Origin of the sequence: Bradyrhizobium rifense (assembly GCF_008123425.1) — a bacterium.
GTDB classification, from domain to species: Bacteria; Pseudomonadota; Alphaproteobacteria; order Rhizobiales; family Xanthobacteraceae; genus Bradyrhizobium; species Bradyrhizobium rifense.
This window is the reverse complement of sequence record NZ_VSSS01000088.1, coordinates 56,128-79,269: the sequence shown is the minus strand read 5'-3', so window position 1 is coordinate 79,269 and position 23,142 is coordinate 56,128. Positions and strand designations below refer to the sequence as shown.

Genomic DNA, 23,142 nt, shown 5'->3' with positions numbered 1-23,142 from the left:
AACTGCGCCGTTCTAACACGCGACCGCCGAATTCGTCCCATGACAGATGCGTCATGGCAGGCCTCATGGGGTCCGGCGGCAAATCACTGGCCAAGCCGGCAAGGATCGCCATATAAGACGGGCGAAATTCGGGAATTTTCATGAGCGCGCTGGACAACCACGCATTTGCCAAGATGAACGGCATCGGCAACGAGATCGTCGTTGTCGACATGCGTGATTCCGCCTCGCCGGTCACGCCGGACGATGCTCGCGCAGTCGCGTCCGCGCAAGGCGGTGTGCCTTACGACCAGCTGATGGTGCTCCAGAAGCCGCGGCTCGACGGCACCGAGGCCTTCATCCGCATCTACAACAATGACGGCTCGGAAGCCGGTGCCTGCGGCAACGGCATGCGCTGCGTGGTCCGCCGCATCTTCGAGAAGACCGGGCAGGCCACGGTCACGTTCGAGACCGCGGCCGGCCTGCTCAATGCCTGGCAAGGCCCTGCGCCGGACCTCTATACAGTCGACATGGGCGCGCCAAGATTCGGCTGGCAGGACATTCCGCTGGCGGAAGAGTTCCGCGACACCCGCTACATCGAATTGCAGATCGGGCCGATCGACAACCCGATCCTGCATTCGCCGTCCGTGGTCAGCATGGGCAATCCGCACGCGATCTTCTGGGTCGACGACGTCGACGCCTATGATCTCGCGCGCTTTGGTCCGCTCTTGGAAAATCATCCGATCTTCCCCGATCGCGCCAACATCACGCTCGCCCATATCGTCGATCGCGAGCACATCACGATGCGGACCTGGGAGCGCGGCGCGGGTCTCACCAGGGCCTGCGGCTCGGCGGCCTGTGCGACTGCCGTTGCGGCTGCGCGCCTGAAGCGCACCGAGCGCAAGGTCGAGATGACGCTGCCGGGCGGCAAGCTCGGCATCGAATGGCGCGAGCGCGACGACCACGTGCTGATGACGGGCACCGCGACCTTCGAATACGAGGGCAATTTCGATCCGGCGCTGTTCGCGCCGGTCGGCTGATGGCTGTCGAGGTCGTCACCTTCGGCTGCCGCCTCAATGCCTTCGAGGCGGAGGTGATCCGCAGCAAAGCGGAAGGCGCGGGCCTTTCCGACACCATCGTGATCAATAGTTGCGCCGTCACCAACGAGGCGGTGGCGCAGGCGCGGCAGTCGATCCGCAAGTTGAAGCGCGAGCGCCCGGAAGCGCGCATCGTCGTCACCGGCTGCGCGGCGCAGACGCAAAGCGGCATGTTTGCCGACATGGCCGAAGTCGACCGCGTCGTCGGCAATGACGACAAGATGCGCAGCGATGCCTGGCGCAAGGCGCGCGATGCCTTCGATCTCGGCGCCAGCGAGAAGATCGCCGTCAGCGACATCATGTCCGTGAAGGAGATGGCGCCGCATCTGATCGACGGTTTTGCGAGCGGCCTGCCGCGGGTGTTCGTGCAGGTGCAGAACGGCTGCGACCATCGCTGCACCTTCTGCATCATTCCCTACGGCCGCGGCAATTCGCGCTCGGTGCCGATGGGCGCGGTGGTCGATCAGGTGCGGGCGCTTACGGAGCGCGGCCATGCCGAGATCGTGCTCACTGGCGTCGATCTCACCAGCTACGGCGCCGATCTGCCGGGCGCGCCAAAGCTCGGCATGCTGACGAAGCAGATTCTGCGGCACGTTCCGGAGCTGAAGCGGCTACGCATCTCCTCGATCGATTCGATCGAGGCCGACAGCGATCTGCTGGATGCCATCGCCGACGATGCGCGGCTGATGCCGCATCTGCACCTGTCGCTGCAATCCGGTGACGACATGATCTTGAAGCGCATGAAGCGTCGGCATTCGCGGCAGGATGCGATTCACTTCTGCGATCAGGTACGCCGGCTGCGGCCGGACATTGTTTTCGGCGCCGACATCATCGCGGGCTTTCCGACCGAGACGGAAGAAATGTTCTCGCGCTCGCTCGATCTGGTCGAGGAATGCGGCCTGACGTTTCTGCACGTCTTCCCCTATTCCCCACGCCCCGGCACGCCGGCCGCGCGGATGCCGCAGGTCGCAGGGCCGGCGATCAAGGAACGCGCGAAGCGGCTGCGGGCAGCGGGCGAGGCAGCGTTGCGCCAGCGGCTGCAAGCCGAGATCGGCGCGACGCGCGACGTGCTGATCGAGAGCGAGGGGCAGGGGCGCACCGAGCATTATCTGCCGGTGGCGATTGCGGGCGAGCGTGTGGGGAGTGTTGTGTCGCTGAGGATCACCGGCAGCGATAGCGAGCGCCTGACCACATAGTCCGCCGCTAAGACGCCCGCACCTGCCAGAACCTGAGCGTCCGTCGTGCATTCTCCGGCGACATGCGGGCGAAATTGCTCTGCGCCCTCGCCACATCCGCCGGCTTCATGGCGCCTGTCGCAAAACGGCTTTCGAGTACGGCAGCAGTCGTTTCCCAGCTCAGTAGCGCCGCCTTGCACGGCACCAGCAGGCCGTCTTCGCGCAGGCTCTGCATCAGCGGGCGAATCACCTCGACGGTCGATCCCGACAGGGCTGCCAGGGCCGCGACAGCTTCTTCGTAGCGTCGGTGTCTTGCAAAGCCGAGCAGCGTCGCCTCGTTGAGCTGGCCGGTCGCCTTGAGATTTGCGATCGCGCGCTTGGCGCCCTCGAAATCGCGGACACCCGACATCTCGCGCTCGACGCCGACGGTGACCGCGGCAATGGCGCTCTGGATTTCATCGAACAGATCGGGCGGCGCGCGCGACAGCAATCGCGTGCGAACCGTGTCCGTCGCGGAACGCAACAATTGGCGGCGCAGATCCGACGGCAGGTCGACGCGGACGCCGACGCTCACCGCGAGCTCGGGATCGCTCTCGGCCTGTCCGACGACAACGGCGAATCCCTTTCCGGACATGCGCGCGCCGGGATTGGCGGCGAGACGCCGGCTGACGCTGGGATAACGGCGCGCCAGCAGTGCGTCGGTGACGATCTCCTTCAGCCACCAGCGGCCGGCGACCGCGAGCAGATGCGGTTCGCCCTTGGCTGATGCGATCTTCACCAGCTCGCCGTCGTCGAGGCGGGCAGATTCCTGCAGCACGGGACCGGCGATGCGGATCTCGTCATTGTTGGCGAGGCGGCGGATCACCGAGGGCGGCGCCTGTGCGACCGGAGCGAGTTGCGCGCTGATCTCGGCCAGCGCAACGCGCGCGCCCATGTCGGCGATGGCGCGCAGCTCGATGGTGCCGATCAGGCGCTCGAGCACGTCGTCGAACAGCGCGATCTGCTCGTCGTCAAAACTTCCGGCGGAGGACAGGAACAGGTCGGTGACGCGCCGGGCCGTTTCGAGGCCCTTTTCCGCCGATCCGAGTCGGATGGCGGTTTCGACCTCGTCGATGATCGATAGTTCGGCCGTGGACATGACGCGTTGCTCGTCCTGAGCGGATGACGGAAGCTTGTTCTAAGCAACCGCTATCATTAGAGACGAGCACTGAACGTTTCGTAAACCATCGAGCGATGACCTCTTCCTGAGGAGTCCGCAAAGCGGCGTCTCGAAGGATAGAGGCCCCGGCTGTAGCAGCGGGGCCTTTCATGGTTCGAGACGGCCGCTACGCGGCCTCCTCACCATGAGGAACTGACACGTTATTCCCCGTTCCAGCCGCAGGCACGGAGCTTCTCGTGCATGTGGGGTGGAGCCGGCGCGACCACGCGGACCGGCTCCTTGTTCCGGGAGATCGGCACCACGATCTCGCGGGAATGCAGGTGCAGCTTCGGCTCACCGAAACGCGGGCCGTTGCCGTAAATGTTATCGCCGAAGATCGGCCAGCCGGTCGCCGACGAATGCACCCGCAACTGATGGGTCCGGCCGGTCACCGGTTCCATGGCGAGCCAGGTGAAACCGTCGCCCCGGCCCATCACCTTCCAGTTCGTCACGGCTTTCTGCCCCTCGGGATCAGGCTTCTGCCACCAGCCGCGCTCGGCATTGAGCCGGCCGAGGGCCAAGTCGATCGTGCCTTCGTCCTCGGCAGGGCCGCCCTCGACCACGGTCCAGTAGGTCTTGCCGATCTTGCCGTGCTTGAACAGGAGACCGAGGGACGCCGTCGCTTTCCGATGGCGGCCGAGCACGAGGCAACCGGAGGTGTCCTTGTCGAGCCGGTGGGCCAGCACCGGCGGTCGCGGCAGGCCGAAACAGAGCGCGTTGAAGGAGGCTTCCAGATTGGCGCCGCCCTTGGGACCGCGATGCACCGGCAGGCCCGAGGGCTTGTCGATGACCAGCATCAGCCCGTCGCGATGGAGCACGCGCGACTGGATCTCCTCAGCGGTCAATTCGGGAACATCGAGCAATTGCAAGACTTTCGGACAAGACTTTCGTTTAACAGCGGGAACGGCTAACACACCGCCACCATGAACGATACCACCCCCGAGACCCCCAAGCTGAGCTGGTGGCGCCGCCTGTCCAACGGGCTGAAGCGCACCTCGTCCTCGCTCGGGACCGCGGTCGCCGACCTCGTCACCAAGCGCAAGCTCGATCGCGCCATGCTTGATGACATCGAAGATGTGCTGCTGCGCGCTGACCTCGGCACCTCGGTCGCGGTGCGGATCGCGGACGCCGTCGGCACCGGTCGCTACGACAAGGCGATCTCGGCCGACGAGGTCAAGGACGTGGTCGCGACCGAGGTCGAGAAGGTGCTGGCGCCGGTGGCCAAGCCGCTCGAGATCGACTCAGCGAAAAAGCCATTCGTCATTCTCGTGGTCGGCGTCAACGGCTCCGGCAAGACCACGACCATCGGAAAACTCTCGCAAAAATTCGCGTCCGAAGGCCGCAAGGTGATGCTGGCTGCCGGCGACACGTTTCGCGCCGCAGCGATCGAGCAGCTCAAGGTGTGGGGTGAGCGCACCAAGACTCCGGTCATTGCGGGCGCGCAGGGCTCGGACTCGGCGAGCCTCGCATTCAATGCGCTGACCGCTGCGAAAGAGCAGACCATTGATGTGCTCCTGATCGACACCGCCGGCCGCTTGCAGAACAAGGCCGAGCTGATGAACGAACTCGAGAAGGTCGTGCGCGTCATCCGCAAGGTGGACGACACTGCGCCGCATGCCGTGCTGCTGGTGCTGGACGCCACCGTCGGCCAGAATGCGCTGTCGCAGGTCGAGGCCTTCCATCGCACCGCCGGGGTCACCGGCCTCGTGATGACCAAGCTCGACGGCACCGCGCGCGGCGGCATTCTGGTGGCGCTCGCGGAGAAATTCAAACTGCCGGTGCATTTCATCGGCGTCGGCGAAGGTGTCGACGATCTCGCGCCATTCACCGCGCGCGATTTCGCTCGTGCCATCGCCGGAATCGAAAGCTAGAGAATGGACAAGACCCAGCCGCATCCGCTGTTCAAGCTTGCGACCGAGCTCGGTCCGCTGCTCGTGTTCTTCTTCGTCAACGCGAAGTTCAATCTGTTCGCCGCGACCGGCGCCTTCATGGTCGCGATCGTGGCGGCGATGATCGCCTCCTATGTGGTGACGCGCCACATCCCGATCATGGCGATCGTGACCGGCGTGATCGTGCTGGTGTTCGGCACGCTGACGCTGGTGCTGCACGACGAGACCTTCATCAAGGTCAAGCCGACCATCATCTACGGCCTGTTCGCCGCGATCCTCGGCGGCGGGCTGCTGTTCGGCCGCTCCTTCATCGCGGTGATGTTCGATCAGATGTTCAACCTGACACCGCAGGGCTGGCGCATCCTGACGCTGCGCTGGGCGCTGTTCTTTGCCGGCATGGCGGTGCTGAACGAGATCGTCTGGCGCACCCAGAGCACGGATTTCTGGGTGAACTTCAAGGTATTCGGCGTCACGCCGCTCACCATGATCTTCGCCATCGCCCAGATGCCGCTGACCAAACGCTACGGCGTCGAGCCGGTCTCGCTGGAGACCAGCGAGGCCGAGGCTGGGGATGTCAGGAAGGGCTGAGGCTCTCTCAGCTCGCAATGACGGCCTTAGCTAAGACCCCGCCTTCAACGCCTTCTCCATCTGCGGCAGCAGCACGCTCCGAAAATTCTCCGGCGTGATCGGGCCGACCAGCTTGTAGACGATGGTGCCTTCGCGGCCGACGACAAAGGTCTCCGGCACGCCATAGACGCCCCATTCGATCGAGGCGCGGCCGTTGGCGTCGGTACCGACGCGGCCGAACGGGTTGCCGTAACGGCCGAGGAAGCGGCGCGCGTTATCGGGCGCATCCTTGTAGTTGATGCCGACGAGCTGGAAGCGCTTGTCTTTCGCAAGCTCCGTCAGCAGCGGCGCTTCGTCGTGACAGGGCACGCACCAGGAGGCCCAGACATTGATGAGGCTGACCTTGCCCTTGAACGCGGAAGGATCGAAGCCCGGCACCTGCACGTTGCCAGCCTGCAATCCCTCGAGCGGCGGCAGCGTGGTCTGCGGCGCGGGTCGGCCGATCAGCGCGGACGGAATTCGCGACGGATCGCCGCTGCCGAGCCGGAACCAGAACAGTACGGCAAGGGCGGCGAAGGCGAGCAGCGGCAGCACCATCAGGAAGGTGCGGCGCGGCGGCGGTGCGGAAGTCGATTGATCGCTCATGGCGTGTCCACAGCACTGCGGCCCGAGCGGCGGGTGACGCCGCTGCGGTCGAGCTCGCGCAGACGCTGCGTCTGGTTGCGATAGTCGAGCATGACCCAGCCGATCAGGATCGCAACCACGATGGCGGCGGCGGCATAGGATGTGACGATGAAGGAGGCGTAGGGACCAAGCGACATCTTATGCAGCTTTCTGGCTCGCCTGCATCATCTGCAGCGAGCGGACGCGCCGACGCAAAATCTCGTTGCGCATCGCAGCCAGGTGAAGCGTGACGAATAGCAGCGTGAATGCGACGGCCATCACCAACAGCGGAATCAGGAACGATTTGTCGAGCGTCGAGCCGCCCATGCGCATCACCGAAGCCGGTTGGTGCAGCGTGTTCCACCAGTCGACCGAGAATTTGATGATCGGAAGATTGATCGCGCCAACCAGCGTCAGCACGGCGGCTGCGCGTGCTGCGCGCGAGGGATCTTCCACCGCGCGCCACAGCGCCATCAGGCCCAGATACATCAGAAAGAGAATCAGCACCGAGGTCAGCCGCGCATCCCATTCCCAATAGGTGCCCCACATCGGCCGGCCCCATAGCGAGCCCGTGAACAACGCGAGAAAAGTGAAAGCCGCGCCGATCGGCGCGGCGGCTTTCGCGGCGACGTCGGCGAGCGGATGCCGCCACACCAGCGTGCCGAGCGAGGCGATGCTCATCACGCCCCACACGAACATCGACAGCCACGCATTGGGCACGTGGATGAACATGATCTTCACGGTCGCGCCCTGCTGATAGTCGTCGGGCGCGGTGGCGGATTGATAAAGGCCGATCGTGAGCAGGATGACGGTCGCGGCCGCGAGCCACGGCAGCACCCGCGCCGAGAGCGCGAGGAACCGTGTGGGGTTGGCGAGGTCGATCAGCGTCATGGTCTTCTGATAATCACAGGTCAGGGCTCACGCAATCAGCATGAAAGTGCGCAGCGAAAGTTGATCGGGGTCAAGGTCAATCCAGTCCATGTTTCAGGCTCGCCGCCGCCGCAAACGGGCCGATCACGAGGCTGACCAGCGACAGCGCGCAGAGGATCGAGAATGGCGCGCCGAAAGACGATGGCCCGGTGATCGCGGCCTGCGAGGCCGCAACCCCGAAGATCAGCACGGGAATCGACAGCGGCAGCACCAGCACCGCCATCAGCAGCCCGCCGCGATGCAGCGTTACCGCCAGCGCCGCGCCGATCATGCCGGTAAAGGTCAGCGCCGGCGTGCCCGCCAGCAGCGTCAGGGCCACCGCACCGGTCGCGACCATGTCGAGGTTGAGCAGGAGGCCCAGCACCGGGGTTGCGACAATCAGCGGCAGGCCCGCGGCCAGCCAATGCGCCAGCGCCTTGGCTGCGCAGGCCAGTTCCAGCGGCGTCCGGCTCATCGTGATCAGATCGAGCGAGCCGTCCTCATGGTCGGCCATGAACAGCCGGTCCAGCGTCAGCAGGCTCGCCAGCAGCGCACCGAGCCACAGGATCGCGGGCCCCAGCCGCGACAATAGCGCCAGATCCGGCCCCACCGCGAACGGCATCAGCACCACCACCGTCAGGAAGAACAGCACGCCGATCAAGGCCCCGCCGCCAACGCGAAGCGCGATCCGGATGTCCCGGCGGATCAAGGCGGCGAGGGCGGTCATGGGGGGCTCCCATCGTGCCCCAAAGGCAGTGCGCTCCCTCCCCCCTTGCGGGGGAGGGCGGGGGAGAGGGGTAGCCGCGGGGAGGATGCTCGTTCGGGGCGAGCCGCCAGCAACAAACCGCCTGCTTCTCCAACGCTAGAACGGATAGGTCCTGCGGTGTGGCGCCCCCCTCCCTGACCCTCCCCCACAAGGGGGGAGGGAACGGAGAGAGCCGGGCCCGGCCGCTTGGAAAGCTGAGGGTCGCTCCACTTCATGCCGTTCCCCCGATCCGCAACTCCCGAGATTCGATCCCGAGCGGGGCGTGGGTGGCCGCGATGATCAGGCCGCCGCGGGCGAGATGGTCGCGCATGAGCCCGCCGAACATGTCCTGGCCGGCCGCATCCAGCGCATTGGTCGGCTCGTCCAGCAGCCAGACCGGGCGGCGGACCGTCAAGAGCCGGGCCAGCGACAGCCGGCGACGCTGGCCGGCCGACAGGAAGGCCGCCGGTAGATCGGCGGCGTGCTCGAGGCCGACAGCCGCGAGGCTTTCGGCTGCGTCAAAACGCTGGCCGCCCAGAAAATCAGCCCAGAATGCCAGGTTTTCCGCCACGCTCAGCGCGGACTTGAGGGCATCGCGATGGCCGAGATAGTGGCATTGCTCGGGCAGCGTCATGTCGGCGTCGCCCCCGTCCAGTACGATCGTGCCGCCAGCCGGAATGAGCAGGCCGGCAATCAGCCGCAGCAGCGAGGTCTTGCCCGATCCGTTGCGCCCCGTCACCGCCACGGCTTCGCCGGAGACCGCTTCGAAATCGAGTCCCGAAAACACCTCGCGGCCGCCCCGCACGCAAATCACCCCGCGTCCCGACAGCTGCATCTGGCCTGGTACCAACCCGTTCAAAGCCGGGCCTCAGGAAATCTTGGGGTAGCGCATCAGAATTTTTGGCTCGCGACTTGCTGGGTTCGATTGTGGCTGTGGCGGCGCGGTTAGAAAGCTTCTATAAGCCCGGAACTACTTGATGCAGCAACTCAACCTGCCCCTGCAAGCGACCCAGCCGGGCTCGCTGACGGTGTTAAAATACCCCTTGCCGGGTATAACTAACAATTGGGATTTCCTACATGACCTCGCTCGACAGCTTCAAATGCAAAAAGACCCTCAAGGTCGGCGCCAAGACCTATGTCTATTACAGCCTGCCCACGGCCGAGAAGAATGGTCTGAAGGGAATTTCGAAGCTCCCTTACTCGATGAAGGTGCTGCTTGAAAATCTCCTCCGCAACGAGGACGGCCGCACGGTCAAGAAGGAAGACATCACGGCGGTGTCGAAGTGGCTGCGCAAGAAGTCGCTGGAGCATGAGATTGCGTTCCGCCCGGCCCGCGTGCTGATGCAGGATTTCACCGGCGTGCCCGCGGTGGTCGACCTCGCCGCGATGCGCAATGCGATGCAGAAGCTCGGCGGCGATGCCGAGAAGATCAACCCGTTGGTCCCCGTCGATCTCGTCATCGACCACTCGGTGATCGTGAACTTCTTCGGTGACAACAAGGCCTTCGGCAAGAACGTCGCCGAGGAATACAAGCAGAACCAGGAGCGCTACGAGTTCCTGAAGTGGGGCCAGAAGGCGTTCTCGAACTTCTCCGTCGTGCCGCCCGGCACCGGCATCTGCCACCAGGTCAATCTCGAGTATCTCTCCCAGACGGTGTGGACCAAGAAGGAGAAGATGACGGTCGGCAAGAAGACCGGCACCTTCGAGGTCGCCTATCCCGACTCGCTGGTCGGCACCGACTCCCACACCACCATGGTCAACGGTCTCGCCGTGCTCGGCTGGGGCGTCGGCGGCATCGAGGCGGAAGCCTGCATGCTCGGCCAGCCGCTGTCGATGCTGCTGCCGACGGTCGTCGGCTTCAAGCTGAAGGGCCAGCTTAAGGAAGGCGTCACCGCGACCGACCTCGTGCTCACCGTGACGCAGATGCTGCGCAAGCTCGGCGTGGTCGGCAAGTTCGTCGAGTTCTTCGGCCCCGGCCTCGACAATCTCTCGGTCGCGGACAAGGCGACCATCGGCAACATGGCGCCAGAATATGGCGCGACCTGCGGCTTCTTCCCCGTTGACGCCGCCACGATCGATTATCTCAAGACCTCCGGCCGCGCGCCGGCGCGCGTCGCGCTGGTGCAGGCCTATGCGAAGGCGCAGGGCCTGTTCCGCACCGCCAAGTCGGCCGATCCGGTGTTCACGGAAACGCTGACGCTCGACCTCGCTGACGTCGTGCCGTCGATGGCCGGCCCGAAGCGTCCCGAAGGCCGCATCGCGCTGCCGTCGGTCGCCGAAGGTTTTTCGCTCGCGCTCAGCACCGAATACAAGAAGACCGAGGAGCCCAACAAGCGCTTCGCCGTCGAAGGCAAGAACTACGAGATTGGTCATGGCGACGTCGTCATCGCCGCCATCACCTCCTGCACCAACACCTCGAACCCGAGCGTGCTGATCGGCGCTGGTCTTTTGGCGCGCAACGCAGCGGCCAAGGGCCTGAAAGCAAAGCCGTGGGTGAAGACCTCGCTCGCTCCGGGCAGCCAGGTGGTCGCGGGTTATCTTGCCGATTCCGGTCTGCAGGCTGATCTCGACAAGGTCGGCTTCAACCTGGTCGGCTTCGGCTGCACCACCTGCATCGGCAATTCCGGCCCGCTCCCGGAGGAGATCTCGAAGTCGATCAACGACAACGGCATCGTCGCCGCCGCCGTGCTCTCCGGTAACCGCAACTTCGAAGGCCGCGTCTCGCCGGACGTGCAGGCGAACTATCTGGCCTCGCCGCCGCTGGTCGTCGCGCACGCGCTCGCCGGCAGTGTCACCAAGAACCTCGCCGTCGAGCCGCTCGGCGAAGGCAAGGACGGCAAGCCGGTGTACCTCAAGGACATCTGGCCGACGACGAAGGAGATCAACGCCTTCATGAAGAAGTTCGTGACCGCGGCGATCTTCAAGAAGAAGTATGCCGACGTGTTCAAGGGCGACACCAACTGGCGCAAGATCAAGACGGTCGAGAGCGAGACCTATCGCTGGAACATGTCGTCGACCTATGTGCAGAACCCGCCCTACTTCGAAGGCATGAAGAAGGAGCCGGAGCCGGTCACCGATATCGTCGAGGCGCGCATCCTCGCCATGTTCGGCGACAAGATCACCACCGACCACATCTCGCCGGCCGGTTCGATCAAGCTCACCTCGCCCGCTGGCAAATATCTCAGCGAGCACCAGGTGCGCCCCGCCGACTTCAACCAGTACGGCACGCGTCGCGGCAACCATGAAGTCATGATGCGCGGCACCTTCGCCAACATCCGCATCAAGAACTTCATGCTCAAGGGCGCGGATGGAAATATCCCCGAGGGCGGTCTCACCAAGCACTGGCCCGACGGCGAGCAGATGTCGATCTACGACGCCGCGATGAAGTACCAGCAGGAGCAGGTGCCGCTGGTGGTGTTCGCCGGCGCTGAATACGGCAACGGTTCCTCGCGCGACTGGGCTGCGAAGGGCACGCGTCTGCTCGGCGTGCGCGCCGTGATCTGCCAGAGCTTCGAGCGCATCCATCGCTCCAACCTGGTCGGCATGGGCGTGCTGCCGCTGACCTTCGAGGACGGCACCTCGTGGTCGTCGCTCGGCCTGAAGGGCGACGAGAAGGTCACGCTGCGTGGCCTCGTCGGCGACCTGAAGCCGCGCCAGAAGCTGACCGCGGAGATCGTGTCGGGCGACGGTTCGCTGCAGCGCGTTTCGCTGCTTTGCCGCATCGATACGCTGGACGAGCTCGATTACTACCGGAACGGCGGCATTCTGCACTATGTGCTGCGCAAGCTCGCCGCCTAAGCGCGAATTTGTGAACGGTAGCTCACTGCGACGTGAGTAGAAGGTTAAACGAAGGCGGCCTATCACAGGGTCGCCTTCGTGCGTTACGGGATGCTTCAGATGGGCTCGCCCGGCGGACACTTCGCATACGATGGTTGAATGTGCCGTGCCCGTAAGACTACGGTGACCATCAGGCGATAGGATATCCCTCCCCGAATACGAGATGTGACGTTCGACATGACTGGAATGATGGCTTCTCATTTGGTTTCGCGATGGTCCGGCGCACTCTGGTCGGGAGCACTGGGCATCTGCGCAATCGTCGCCGTCATCCGTCCCGCCCAGGCCGATCCCCGCGCCGTGGTCGAGCTCTTCACCTCGCAGGGCTGCTCCTCCTGCCCGCCCGCCGACAAGGTCATCGGCGACCTCTCCAAGGATCCCTCGATCATCGCGCTCAGCATGCCGATCGATTATTGGGATTATCTCGGCTGGAAGGACACGCTGGCCGATTCACGTTTCTCGGCGCGGCAGCGCGCCTACTCACGCATGCGCGGTGACCGCGAGGTCTATACGCCGCAGGTCGTGGTCAACGGCGAAGCCCATGTCATCGGCAGCGACCGCGCCGGCATCGAAAGCGCGATCGGCAAGACCGACAAGGGCACGGGCGTGATGAGCGTGCCGGTGACGATGTCGCTCGCGGGCAAGCAGATCAACGTGTCGGTGGCCGCGAGCAACGAGCCGGCGATCTCGCATGGCGAGGTCTGGATCTGCTCGATCGCGAAGTCGGTACCGATCGAAATCAGCCGCGGCGAAAATCGCGGCCAGCAGATCACCTATCACAACGTGGTGCGCAATCTGCTCAAGGTCGGTGACTGGAACGGACATCCGGAAAGCTGGACGGTGCCGCTCGAGAACCTCACCTCGCGCGATGGTGTCGACGGCGCGGTGGTCTATGTCCAGGACGGCAGCCGCGAGAAGCCGGGTGCGATGCTGGGCGCGGCGTACACGTCGCTGCATTAATTCGTTTCTCTCTCCAAGCGTCGTACTCGCGTTAAACCCTCATGGTGAGGAGCGCGCCCTTGCGCGCGTCTCGAACCATGCAGGCCCCGCTGCTGCTGCTCGGCCTTTCATCCTTCGAGACGCCGCGCGAAGAGCGCGGCTCCTCAGGATGAGGGGCGAGAGTGTTCGCGCAGATGTTCGGAGAGGGAGCGGGTCGGCAGCAACACGCTGACACAAACAAAAAAGGACCAACTTGCGTTGGCCCTCCTTGTCGCGCGTACAGACCCGATCCTGTCCGACCCCGGGGGGCTGGGGGCTGAGGAATCCGGAACCGAAAGGACCGGGTCAACGCACACAAGGCTTTTCGCAATGCAGGGCGGCGGGCCGTGGGCGGAAAAGCGGCGATCCTGTGATTCCTGCTAACGTTCCCGTGACGGTTTGCCGCTGAGAAGTTCCACCGTTGCGTGTGTCATGATTCGCAACCGGTTGGCGGCGAGCCGAGGTCCTCAAGAGACCCTCAGGAGCCTCTTGCGGCGGGGAACAGTTGGCGCAATCATGCAATTGTCATGAACCGCGGCTCCGGGGACGGTCTTCGCGGAGGCGGGTCATGCTGATGTGACAGGAGGCGCTGCATGAGTTTGACGCCGGAGGATGCCGATCCGAGCGAGCAGCGCGCAGTGGCGCGCTCCGCCGCTGCGAATGCCCAACTGAGCCGGGTGACGTTCAACCGGCTCGAGCTGAACCGAATTCTCAATCTCTATGGCCGCATGGTCGCCGACGGCGAGTGGCGCGACTATGCCATCGACTTCCTGAAGGACCGCGCGGTGTTTTCGGTCTTTCGCCGCGCCTCCGAAGTGCCGATCTACCGTATCGAGAAGGATCCGCGGCTGGCCCGCAAGCAGGGCATGTACAGCGTGATCTCGGCGACCGGCCTGATCCTGCGCCGCGGCCACGAGCTCGACCGCGTGCTGCTGGTGATCGATAGGAAGCTGGCGGTGGTGTAGCCAGGCGAACGGTGCCGTAGGGTGGGCAAAGGCGCAAAGTGCCGTGCCCACCATGCTTTCTCAATCGCTACGGATGGTGGGCACGCTTTGCTTTGCCCACCCTACGAGACCGGATTATTTCCCCGGTACCGTGCTCGCGCCCTCGCCGAGGTCGCGCTGCATCATCACCGTATCGAGCCAGCGGCCGAATTTCAGGCCGACATTCGGATGCGTGCCGATCATCCTGAAGCCGCCTCTGGTGTGCACGCCGATCGAGCCGGCATTGGCGGAATCGCCGATCACGGCGATCATCTGGCGGAAGCCGCGCGCCTCGCATTCGGTGATCAGCCGCTCCAGCAGCAGCGAGCCGATGCCGCGGCGGTGGAAGGAGGGATCGAGATAGATCGAGTTCTCGACCGTGAAGCGATAGGCCGGCCGCGGTCGGTAGGCGCCGGCATAGGCGTAGCCGGCGACGCGGCCGTCTAGCATGGCGACGAAATAGGGATAGCCGCCGTCGACCAGCGTGCGATAGCGCCGTGTCATCTCGGCTAGGTCGGGCGGCTCCAGCTCGAACGTCGCAGTGCCTTCGCGGACGGCCTGCTGATAGATGGCGGTGATGGCGGGGAGGTCGGCCTCGGTCGTGGGCCTGATTTCGGGTGCGGACATGGCGGAAGATTAGAGGCTTCGCGCGGCGGCTGGAAGAGGCAACGCCGCTTCCACATACCCCGTCATTGCGAAGAGCCCTTGCGACGAAGCAATCCAGAAATGCATCCGCGGAGGGACTCTGGATTGCTTCGCTGCGCTCGCGATGACGGTGGTTGGGGAAACACCCGGGCCCCTAAACAAAAACCCCGGCCTCGCGGCCGGGGTTCGTGTCCGTTCTCTCTAGCCCGGCGCTTAGTCGCGCTGGCCGAGGAGCTGCAGCAGCAGCGTGAACAGGTTGATGAAGTTCAAATACAGCGACAGCGCGCCGGAGATCGCCGCACGCTCGGCGATGTCACCGCCGGCCGAAGCGTAGCCGTAGATGTAGTCGTTCTTCAGCCGCTGCGTATCCCAGGCGGTGAGGCCCGCGAACACGAGAACGCCGACCACCGACACCACGAACTGCAGCACCGAGCTGGCCAGGAACAGGTTCACCAGGCTCGCGATGATGATGCCGATCAGGCCCATGAACAGGAACGAGCCCATGCCGCTCATGTCACGCTTGGTGGTGTAGCCGTAGAGGCTGAGCGCGCCGAAAGTCGCCGCGGTGATGAAGAACACCCGCACGATCGAGGTGTGGGTGTACACCAGGAAGATCGAGGACAGCGAGATGCCCATCAGCGCCGAGAACACCCAGAACAGGATCTGGGCGGTCGAGGGGGCGAGACGGTTGATGCCGGCCGAGATCACGAACACCATGGCGAGCGGCGCCAGCATGAACAGATATTTCAGCGGGCTCACGAACATCGCGTAGCCGAACGGCGTCAGGAACAGCTTGCCGACGCGGACGGCTTCCGGGGTCGGAACGTCGGTTACGGCAGCCATGTAGACTCCAAGCGCGGCCAGGCCGGTGATGGCCAGGCCAATGCTCATGTAATTGTAGATGCGCAGCATGTAAGCGCGCAGACCGGCGTCGACCGTCGCGGCGTCAACACGCCCGGCGGCCCTGCCGAAAGGAGAAGCGTAATTGCGGTCTAGGTCCGACATGGTCGAATTCCCGTTGGTTGCCCGGTCCGGCATGAGGGTTGCCATGCCGCCGGTTCGTCAAATTCTATCTCGGATACCGACGTCTGCCGACATTAATTTTGGCTAACAATCGGGGCTCCGAACCCATCCGATATGTGGGAAACTAACACATCCGCTGCAACCGTCCACGCGCGGCTGAATGTCGCCCTTGGCGCGCAATCCAGACGAGTAGAGGTGGTTAATCGCAGGAATCGCGCGATTCCGGTCCGGCGCAGCCACCCGCTACCTTTTGTCACAAATTGCGCAACACTGTGGCAGGCTTTTTGTTCAACGCCAGCAGCGTGCCGGCAAGCCCGAGCCCGACGGTGACGACCAGGGCGGCGGCCACCACGCCGGCCGCGCTGCCGGCCTGCCAGACGAAGGTCAGCGTCATCAGCCGCGTCACGATCATCCAGGCCGCGATGCTGCCGGCGATCACGCCGAACACGGCGGTGGCAAGGCCGATCAGGAGATATTCGAGCGCATAGGCGCCGAGCAGCCGCAGCCGCGTGGCGCCCAGCGTCTTCAGGATCACCGCGTCATAGACCCGGTGGCGATGGCCGGCGGCCAGTGCGCCGCCCAGCACCAGGATCGCCGAGATCAGGGTCACGGCGCTGGCACCGCGGATCGCAAGCGCGAGGTTGGTCACGACCGCGCCGACCGTCTCCATCACCTCGCGCACGCGTACGCTCGTCACCATCGGGTAAGCATCCGCGACCTGCTTGATGATCTTGCCGTCGCCGGTCGCGTCGCCGCCGGCCTCCGTCAGCGTGGCGATGTGGGTATGGGGCGCGCCCTTGAAGGCGTTCGGCGAGAACACCAGCACGAAATTGATGCCGAGCCCCTGCCAGTCGATGGTGCGCAGATTGCCGATTTTCGCTGGGATGTCGCGGCCGAGCACGTTGACCATGACCTCGTCGCCGAGCTTGAGGCCGAGGCCGTCGGCGATCTTCTTCTCCATCGAGACCAGCGGCGGGCCGGAATAGTCGGCGCCCCACCATTCGCCCTCGACCACCTTGGAGCCCTTTGGCAGCTCGCCGGTATAGGTCAGGCCGCGGTCGCTCTGCAGCACCCATTCGGAATCGGTGGTGGGCTTGAGGTCCTCGGCGCGGACGCCGCGGGCGGCGACGATGCGCCCGCGCAGCATCGGCACGTCCTCGACCTTCGCGCTGGGGGCGATCTGGCGTAGATAGTCGTCGAAGGGGGCGGCCTGGGTGCTTGGTATGTCGATGAAGTAGAACGACGGCGCGTGCTCGGGCAGCGCCGCCAGGAACTGCCGGCGCAGATTGCCGTCGATCTGGGTGATGGTGACGAGCACGGCGAGACCGAGGCCGAGCGACAGCACGACCGAGGGCGTCAGTGCGCCCGGCCGGTGGATGTTGGCGATCGCAAGCCGCAGCATCGTGAAGCGCGTGCGCGGCAGCCGTCGCGCGATCGCCATCAGCACGGCGGCGACACCGCGCAGCACGACGAACACGACGACGGAGGAGGCCACGAACACCGCAGCGATGCGCTTGTCGAAGGACAGGCCGATCACGACCGCGACGAGGAGCGCAACAACGACGCCCATGAAGGCGAGATAGCTCCAGCGCGGCCGGTGCCATTCGGCAGCGATGGTGTCCCGGAACAGTGCCGCGACCGGCACGTCGTGCACGCGGCCGAGCGGCCACAGGCCGAAGGCGAGCGCGGTTAGGAGGCCGTAGACAAAGGACAGCGCGAGCTCGTCGGCGTGCACGGCCGGGACCACCGGGAGCGGCAACAGTTTTCCGAACAGGCCGACGATGGCAAACGGCATCGCGGCGCCGAGCGCCAGCCCAATCACCGAGCCGATCGCGGCGAGCAGGACGACCTGCGCGAGATAAATACCGAATACGTCGCGCCCTGTGGCGCCGACGGCCTTGAGGGCCGCGATCACCTCGAGCCGGCGATCGATATGGCTCTTCACGGCGTTGGCGACGCCGACGCCGCCGACCAGCAGTGCGGCGAGGCCGACCAGGGTCAGGAATTGCGTGAAGCGGCTGATATTGCGTTCGAGTTGCGGCGAGGCGTTGGAGCGGCTGCGGACTTCCCAGCCGGCCTGCGGCGCGGCGTTGCGGGCGTCCGCGATGAAGGCGTCGGTGGCGCGGTCGCTGTTGGTGGCGTCAGGCAGTTTGACGCGGTAGACCCAGCGCACCAGGCTGCCGGGCTGGACCAGGCCGGTGGCGCGCAAGGCCGCCTCGCTGATCAGGAAGCGCGGACCAAAACCGATGCCGCCGGCGAGCTTGTCGGGCTCGGCCTCGACGCTGCTGCGGACCTGGAAGGTCGCAGAGCCGATGGTGACGCGGTCGCCGATCTTGAGGGAAAGACGCGCAAGAAGCGTCGGATCGGCGGCGGCGCCGAATGCGCCGTCGCGCTCCGCGAGCAGATCGGTCAGCGGCAATTGCGGCGCCAGCGTCAGCTGTCCGAGCATCGGATAGGTGTCGTCGACCGCCTTCATCTCGACCAGCGCCAGCTTGCCCTCGGCCGAGCGCGCCATGCCGCGCAGCGTGGAGGCCACGGAGACGGTGCCGCGCGAGCGCAGGAAGGCAACTTCTTCGGGCTTCGCCTCGCGCTGGAACAGCACGAAGGAAACGTCGCCGCCGAGCAGCGTGCGGCCCTCGCGCGCAAGGCCATCGCTGAGGCTCGCCGACACCGAGCCGACGCCGGCAATCGCCATCACGCCGAGCGCGATGCAGGCGATGAAGACGTAGAAGCCGCGCAGGCCCCCGCGCAATTCGCGCAGTGCGTAGCGCAGCGACAGCGCGACGCCGTTCGGCTTCGTAAACGGTTCGATGACGACGCTCATGCGTTGGTTGTCTGCGTGTCGATGCGGCCCGAGCGCAGGCGGATCACGCGATCGCAGCGATGCGCGAGCGAGGAATCATGCGTGACCAGCACCAGCGTCATCCCGCGCTCGGCATGCTTGGTGAAGAGCAGATCGACGATCTGCTTGCCCGTGGCCTCGTCGAGATTGCCGGTCGGCTCGTCAGCGACGAGGATGGCGGGATCGGGTGCCAGCGCGCGCGCAAGCGCGACGCGCTGCTGCTCGCCGCCGGAGAGCTGCGTCGGATAATGATGCAGGCGATCGCCGAGCCCGACCGATTGCAGCTCCTCGGCTGCGCGCTTGTTGGCATCGGGATTGCCGGCGAGCTCGAGCGGCACGGCGACATTCTCCAGCGCCGTCATCGTCGGAATCAGATGGAAGGACTGGAAGACGATGCCGACCTGGCGGCCGCGGAAGCGGGCCAGCGCGTCTTCGTCGAGGGCATTGAAAGGCGTGCCGTTGACCACCACCTCTCCGCTATCAGGACGCTCCAGCCCCGCCATCACCATCAGCAGCGTGGATTTGCCCGAGCCTGACGGGCCGATCAGGCCGATCGTCTCCCCCGAGCCGACGCGCAGGCTGATATCCTTGAGGATGTGAACGCGTGCTGCCCCCGACCCCAATGAGAGATTGACGTTGGAGATGGCGATGGTGTCCGGCGTGGTGCCGGCGAGCGAAGAGGATTCGATGCGACTGTCCATGGTCCGGTCATATGGCAACTCCGCACGTGCGGTCGAGAGGCGTTACGGATTCTTCATGCACATAGCCGTGTTGATGATCGCTTTGATGACGGTCGCCAATCCGGCTTGGGCAGAAACGACAAAACCGATCAAGCTTGTCGTTTTAGGCGATTCCTTGAGTGCCGGTCTCGGCCTTCCGGCCCAGGATGCGTTCCCCGCCAAGCTGCAAAAAGCGTTGCAGGCCAAAGGCATAGCCGTAGACATGATCAACGCCGGGGTGTCGGGCGACACCTCGTCGGGGGGGCGCGACCGGCTCGACTGGTCGGTGCCCGACGGAACCGAGGGCGTCATCCTCGAGCTCGGCGCCAACGACGCGATGCGCGGCATCGACCCCGACTTGACGCGCGCGGCGCTGACCGACATCGTCGGGCGTCTCAAGGCGCGCAAGATCGCCGTGATGCTGTGTGGCATGCTGGCGCCGCCGAATTTCGGCGCGGACTATGGCGCGCGCTTCAATTCGATTTATCCGGATCTGGCAAAACAGTTCGACCTGCCGCTCTATCCGTTCTTCCTCGACGGTGTCGCGGCCGACGCCAGGCTCAACCAGGCCGACGGCATTCATCCGACTGCGGCAGGCGTCGACATCGTCGTCAACAACATGCTGCCCACGGTAGAGGCATTCCTGCGCACGATCGGCGAGCAACGCCGTTGAAAAGCAGGCAATGCTAACCCTAACAACCAGGGTTTTCCCGGTGTAGCGTTAGGCACTCTTCGCAGAGTCACACAACTGCGATAGGAATTGAAGTACAGATGATTCGTCGCCGGCTCTAAAATTTGGATATGATCCTTACCCTCGGATCATGCCCAAGCATCGGGAGTGCGAAACGATGCCGCGTTTGTTCACTGGTCTGGAAATCCCGACCGAGGTCTGCCAGACGCTTTCCAATTTGCGAGGTGGCCTTCCAGGCGCCCGCTGGATCGATCCCGAAAATTATCACGTCACCCTGCGCTTCATCGGCGATATCGATGGCATCTCCGCCAACGAGATCGCGTCGATGCTGTTTCGCGTCGACCGCAAGCCTTTCGAAGTGAAAGTGCAGGGCCTGCAAAGCTTCGGCGGTCGCAAGCCGCGCGCGGTGGTCGCCACCATCGCGCCGAGCAAGCCGCTGATGGATTTGCAGGCCGAGCTCGAACGCATGATGCAGCGGATCGGCCTCGATCCCGAAGGGCGCAAATTCATTCCGCATGTCACGCTGGCCCGGCTGCATGACGCCACCGACCGTGACGTCGCCGACTATCTCTCGCTGCGCGGCTACTTCCCGAGCAAGGCGTTTATGGCGGAGCGGTTCGTGCTGTTCTCGTCACGCGCATCGACCGGCGGTGGTCCGTATGTCGTTGAGGACGCCTACGAGCTGTGTGAGTGACGTCCGCTCCACGATGAACGAAATAGTGGGTCCCGCGCGCTGCAGCGTCTGGGACGCGGAACGCATAGCGCCCCGCACCAATTGACGGCTTGCAATTTCCGCCGGTCTCTGGCGGTAAAGAGCGATGCTCTCCACCCAAAACTCCTCTTTCAGCGAAGCGTATCAGGCCCAGATCGCGTCCGGCGCGATCGAGCCTGACGCTGCGCAGGCCGAAGTCGCCGAGGCCTATGCCGCGCTCGACCTGCGGCTCGCGAACTACAAGCCGCAGCGCAAGCAGGGCCTGCTCAGCCGTCTGTTCAGCGGCAGTGACAAGGATGAGGCGCCGCACGGGCTCTATGTCCATGGCGAGGTCGGCCGCGGCAAGACCATGCTGATGGATCTGTTCTTCCAGCACTCCACCGTCGAGCACAAGCGGCGCGCGCATTTCCACGAATTCATGGCGGACGTGCATGAGCACATCTACGACTATCGCCAGAGCATCGCGCGCGGCGAGACCGCCGACGGCGATGTCATCGCGCTGACCGCGCACGCGATCTTCGAGGAGAGCTGGCTGCTCTGCTTCGACGAATTCCACGTCACCGACATCGCCGACGCGATGATCCTGGGACGCCTGTTCGCTAAATTGTTCGAGCTCGGCACCGTCGTGGTCGCGACCTCCAACGTCGCGCCCGACGATCTCTACAAGGGCGGCTTGAACCGCGCGCTGTTCCTGCCCTTCATCAAGCAGATCACCGACCACATGGACGTGCGGCGGCTGGATGCGCGCACGGATTTCCGGCTGGAGAAACTTCAGGGCGTACCGATGTGGCTGACGCCGGCGGACGGCGATGCCGATGCCGCGCTCGACCGCGCCTGGTCGAAGATGACCGGCAACGCCAAATGCAAGTCGCGCGACATTTCGATCAAGGGCCGCACCCTGCACGTGCCGTGCTCGGCCCATGGCGTCGCGCGGTTTCCGTTCGCCGATCTCTGCGAGAAGCCGCTCGGCGCATCCGACTACCTCAGGCTGGCGCACGACTATCACACCATCCTGGTCGACCATATTCCAGTGATGGACTTCTCCCAGCGCAACGCCGCCAAGCGCTTCATCACGCTGATCGACACGCTCTATGACAATGCCGTGAAGCTGATGGCCTCGGCCGATGCCAACCCGATCTCGCTCTACCTCGCCCACGAGGGCACCGAGGCGATGGAGTTCAAGCGGACCTCGTCGCGCCTGATCGAGATGAGCTCGGAATCCTATCTGGCGCTGGCTCACGGCCGCAAGGATTCCACCGCCAGTGGCTCCACCAAGGGCCTGGTGGAGACTTAAGTCCTATTTGCCAGCGCTGTCATTCCGGGACGGTCCGCCTTCGCGGGCGCGCCCGGACTCCGGTGCGTGGCTTTCGGGTTAGCGCCCGCGCGCCAGAGAATGACAGGGCTGCGTGCCCCAGGCATCAGCAAGCCCGACAAATGGGCATCCACCGACTTGAACGGCGGAAGCGAAAGGGATAACCACCCATTCAGTTTTTCCCTCACGTGTCTAAAGGACAGGTTCACATGGCGCGCGACAAGATTGCTTTGATTGGCTCCGGCCAGATCGGCGGAACGCTGGCTCACCTCATCGGCCTGAAAGAACTGGGCGACGTCGTGATGTTCGACATCGCCGAGGGCGTGCCGCAGGGCAAGGCGCTCGACATCGCGCAGTCCTCGCCGGTCGACGGTTTCGACGCGCACTATACCGGCGCCAACTCCTACGAGGCCCTGGACAACGCCAAGGTCTGCATCGTCACCGCCGGCGTGCCGCGCAAGCCCGGCATGAGCCGCGACGACCTCCTCTCCATCAACCTCAAGGTCATGGAGCAGGTCGGTGCCGGCATCAAGAAGTACGCCCCCGACGCCTTCGTCATCTGCATCACCAACCCGCTCGACGCCATGGTCTGGGCGCTGCAGAAGGCCTCGGGCCTTCCGCACAAGAAGGTCGTCGGCATGGCCGGCGTGCTGGATTCCTCGCGCTTCCGCTACTTCCTGGCCGACGAGTTCAACGTCTCGGTTGAAGACGTCACTGCCTTCGTGCTCGGCGGCCATGGCGACACCATGGTGCCGCTGGTGAAGTACTCCACCGTCGCGGGCATCCCGCTGCCCGACCTCGTCAAGATGGGCTGGACCTCGCAGGCGCGCCTCGACGAGATCGTCGACCGCACCCGCAACGGCGGCGCCGAGATCGTCAATCTGCTCAAGACCGGCTCGGCCTTCTACGCGCCGGCCGCTTCGGCCATCGCTATGGCGGAGAGCTATCTGCGCGACAAGAAGCGCGTGCTGGCCTCGGCTGCCTACCTCAACGGCGAATACGGCGTGAAGGACATGTATGTCGGCGTGCCCGTCGTGATCGGCGCCAAGGGCGTCGAGCGCGTCGTCGAGATCGAGCTCACCGGCAAGGACCGCGAGGCCTTCGACAAGTCCGTCGGCGCGGTGCAGGGCCTCGTCGATGCCTGCAAGAAGATCGCACCCGATCTTCTCGGCCGCTAAGGGCAA

General features: G+C 64.8%; 22 protein-coding genes. 11 read left to right on the top strand and 11 right to left on the bottom strand.

Annotation, left to right across the window (positions count from 1 at the left end; all coding sequences use genetic code 11):
* Positions 1-140: 140 nt before the first annotated feature.
* Positions 141-1,016: a diaminopimelate epimerase gene (gene dapF, locus FXB40_RS43995; RefSeq protein WP_148778475.1), complete on the top strand. Its 876-nt coding sequence runs from the start codon at positions 141-143 to the stop codon at positions 1,014-1,016.
* The gene (mtaB, locus tag FXB40_RS43990) at positions 1,016-2,269 is read left to right on the top strand and encodes a tRNA (N(6)-L-threonylcarbamoyladenosine(37)-C(2))-methylthiotransferase MtaB (protein ID WP_148778474.1); all 1,254 of its coding nucleotides are present in this window, start codon (positions 1,016-1,018) and stop codon (positions 2,267-2,269) included. The genes dapF and mtaB overlap by 1 nt, the downstream gene beginning before the upstream one ends.
* 7 nt (positions 2,270-2,276) lie before the next feature.
* On the opposite strand, the gene FXB40_RS43985 is transcribed toward mtaB, so the two are convergent.
* Both FXB40_RS43985 and FXB40_RS43980 read right to left on the bottom strand, forming a co-directional pair.
* Complete coding sequence (locus FXB40_RS43985) at positions 2,277-3,386, bottom strand: DUF2336 domain-containing protein (RefSeq protein WP_148778473.1); 1,110 nt, start codon at positions 3,384-3,386, stop codon at positions 2,277-2,279.
* Between the two features lie 221 nt (positions 3,387-3,607).
* Positions 3,608-4,309 carry an RluA family pseudouridine synthase gene (locus tag FXB40_RS43980; RefSeq protein ID WP_187437546.1) on the bottom strand — a complete coding sequence of 234 codons (702 nt, stop codon included), beginning with the start codon at positions 4,307-4,309 and terminating at the stop codon, positions 3,608-3,610.
* 60 nt (positions 4,310-4,369) lie between these two features.
* On the opposite strand from FXB40_RS43980, the gene ftsY reads away from it, so the two are divergent.
* Together ftsY and FXB40_RS43970 are read left to right on the top strand one after the other, a co-directional pair.
* The gene (gene ftsY, locus FXB40_RS43975; protein ID WP_148778472.1) at positions 4,370-5,317 is read left to right on the top strand and encodes a signal recognition particle-docking protein FtsY; all 948 of its coding nucleotides are present in this window, start codon (positions 4,370-4,372) and stop codon (positions 5,315-5,317) included.
* A 3-nt stretch (positions 5,318-5,320) separates the two neighbouring features.
* Positions 5,321-5,923 carry a septation protein A gene (locus FXB40_RS43970; protein WP_148778471.1) on the top strand — a complete coding sequence of 201 codons (603 nt, stop codon included), beginning with the start codon at positions 5,321-5,323 and terminating at the stop codon, positions 5,921-5,923.
* Positions 5,924-5,953: 30 nt separating this feature from the next.
* On the opposite strand, the gene FXB40_RS43965 is transcribed toward FXB40_RS43970, so the two are convergent.
* The 5 genes from FXB40_RS43965 to ccmA all read right to left on the bottom strand — a co-directional run bounded on the left by FXB40_RS43965 (position 5,954) and on the right by ccmA (position 9,054).
* The gene (locus FXB40_RS43965; protein ID WP_148778470.1) at positions 5,954-6,547 is read right to left on the bottom strand and encodes a DsbE family thiol:disulfide interchange protein; all 594 of its coding nucleotides are present in this window, start codon (positions 6,545-6,547) and stop codon (positions 5,954-5,956) included.
* Positions 6,544-6,723 (bottom strand): heme exporter protein CcmD, encoded by a 180-nt coding sequence (gene ccmD / locus FXB40_RS43960; RefSeq protein ID WP_148778469.1) that lies wholly within the window; start codon positions 6,721-6,723, stop codon positions 6,544-6,546. Before ccmD ends, FXB40_RS43965 begins: the two co-directional genes overlap by 4 nt.
* 1 nt (position 6,724) lies before the next feature.
* Positions 6,725-7,456 carry a heme ABC transporter permease gene (locus FXB40_RS43955; RefSeq protein ID WP_148778468.1) on the bottom strand — a complete coding sequence of 244 codons (732 nt, stop codon included), beginning with the start codon at positions 7,454-7,456 and terminating at the stop codon, positions 6,725-6,727.
* 76 nt (positions 7,457-7,532) lie between these two features.
* Positions 7,533-8,201, bottom strand: coding sequence for a heme exporter protein CcmB (gene ccmB / locus FXB40_RS43950; RefSeq protein WP_148778467.1), 669 nt, complete (start codon positions 8,199-8,201; stop codon positions 7,533-7,535).
* A gap of 250 nt (positions 8,202-8,451) precedes the next feature.
* Complete coding sequence (gene ccmA / locus FXB40_RS43945; RefSeq protein WP_148778466.1) at positions 8,452-9,054, bottom strand: heme ABC exporter ATP-binding protein CcmA; 603 nt, start codon at positions 9,052-9,054, stop codon at positions 8,452-8,454.
* Positions 9,055-9,296: 242 nt separating this feature from the next.
* Between ccmA and acnA the strand changes: the two genes are divergently transcribed.
* From acnA to FXB40_RS43930, 3 genes are all read left to right on the top strand, one after another.
* Positions 9,297-12,017, top strand: a complete 2,721-nt coding sequence (gene acnA / locus FXB40_RS43940) for an aconitate hydratase AcnA (RefSeq protein ID WP_148778465.1) — start codon at positions 9,297-9,299, stop codon at positions 12,015-12,017.
* Between the two features lie 216 nt (positions 12,018-12,233).
* Positions 12,234-13,013: a DUF1223 domain-containing protein gene (locus tag FXB40_RS43935; protein WP_148778464.1), complete on the top strand. Its 780-nt coding sequence runs from the start codon at positions 12,234-12,236 to the stop codon at positions 13,011-13,013.
* A 611-nt stretch (positions 13,014-13,624) separates the two neighbouring features.
* On the top strand, positions 13,625-13,996 hold the full coding sequence (locus FXB40_RS43930) for a DUF2794 domain-containing protein (protein WP_148778463.1): 372 nt from the start codon (positions 13,625-13,627) through the stop codon (positions 13,994-13,996).
* Positions 13,997-14,110: 114 nt separating this feature from the next.
* Here the strand turns inward: FXB40_RS43930 and FXB40_RS43925 are convergent, their stop codons facing one another.
* From FXB40_RS43925 to FXB40_RS43910, 4 genes are all read right to left on the bottom strand, one after another.
* Positions 14,111-14,641: a GNAT family N-acetyltransferase gene (locus tag FXB40_RS43925; RefSeq protein WP_148778462.1), complete on the bottom strand. Its 531-nt coding sequence runs from the start codon at positions 14,639-14,641 to the stop codon at positions 14,111-14,113.
* A gap of 231 nt (positions 14,642-14,872) precedes the next feature.
* Positions 14,873-15,664, bottom strand: coding sequence for a Bax inhibitor-1/YccA family protein (locus FXB40_RS43920; protein ID WP_187437545.1), 792 nt, complete (start codon positions 15,662-15,664; stop codon positions 14,873-14,875).
* Positions 15,665-15,935: 271 nt separating this feature from the next.
* Entirely contained in the window at positions 15,936-18,506 is a 2,571-nt protein-coding gene (locus tag FXB40_RS43915) for an ABC transporter permease (protein ID WP_148778460.1), read from the bottom strand.
* A complete protein-coding gene (locus FXB40_RS43910) occupies positions 18,503-19,225 on the bottom strand; it encodes an ABC transporter ATP-binding protein (protein WP_148778459.1) in 723 nt (240 codons plus the stop codon). Before FXB40_RS43910 ends, FXB40_RS43915 begins: the two co-directional genes overlap by 4 nt.
* Before the next feature lie 55 nt (positions 19,226-19,280).
* Between FXB40_RS43910 and FXB40_RS43905 the strand changes: the two genes are divergently transcribed.
* From FXB40_RS43905 to mdh, 4 genes are all read left to right on the top strand, one after another.
* Positions 19,281-19,916 carry an arylesterase gene (locus FXB40_RS43905; protein WP_187437544.1) on the top strand — a complete coding sequence of 212 codons (636 nt, stop codon included), beginning with the start codon at positions 19,281-19,283 and terminating at the stop codon, positions 19,914-19,916.
* Between the two features lie 175 nt (positions 19,917-20,091).
* Positions 20,092-20,628: an RNA 2',3'-cyclic phosphodiesterase gene (gene thpR, locus FXB40_RS43900; RefSeq protein WP_148778457.1), complete on the top strand. Its 537-nt coding sequence runs from the start codon at positions 20,092-20,094 to the stop codon at positions 20,626-20,628.
* Positions 20,629-20,752: 124 nt separating this feature from the next.
* Positions 20,753-21,940 carry a cell division protein ZapE gene (gene zapE, locus FXB40_RS43895; protein ID WP_148778456.1) on the top strand — a complete coding sequence of 396 codons (1,188 nt, stop codon included), beginning with the start codon at positions 20,753-20,755 and terminating at the stop codon, positions 21,938-21,940.
* A 227-nt stretch (positions 21,941-22,167) separates the two neighbouring features.
* Entirely contained in the window at positions 22,168-23,136 is a 969-nt protein-coding gene (mdh, locus tag FXB40_RS43890) for a malate dehydrogenase (protein ID WP_063980412.1), read from the top strand.
* Positions 23,137-23,142 lie beyond the last annotated feature (6 nt).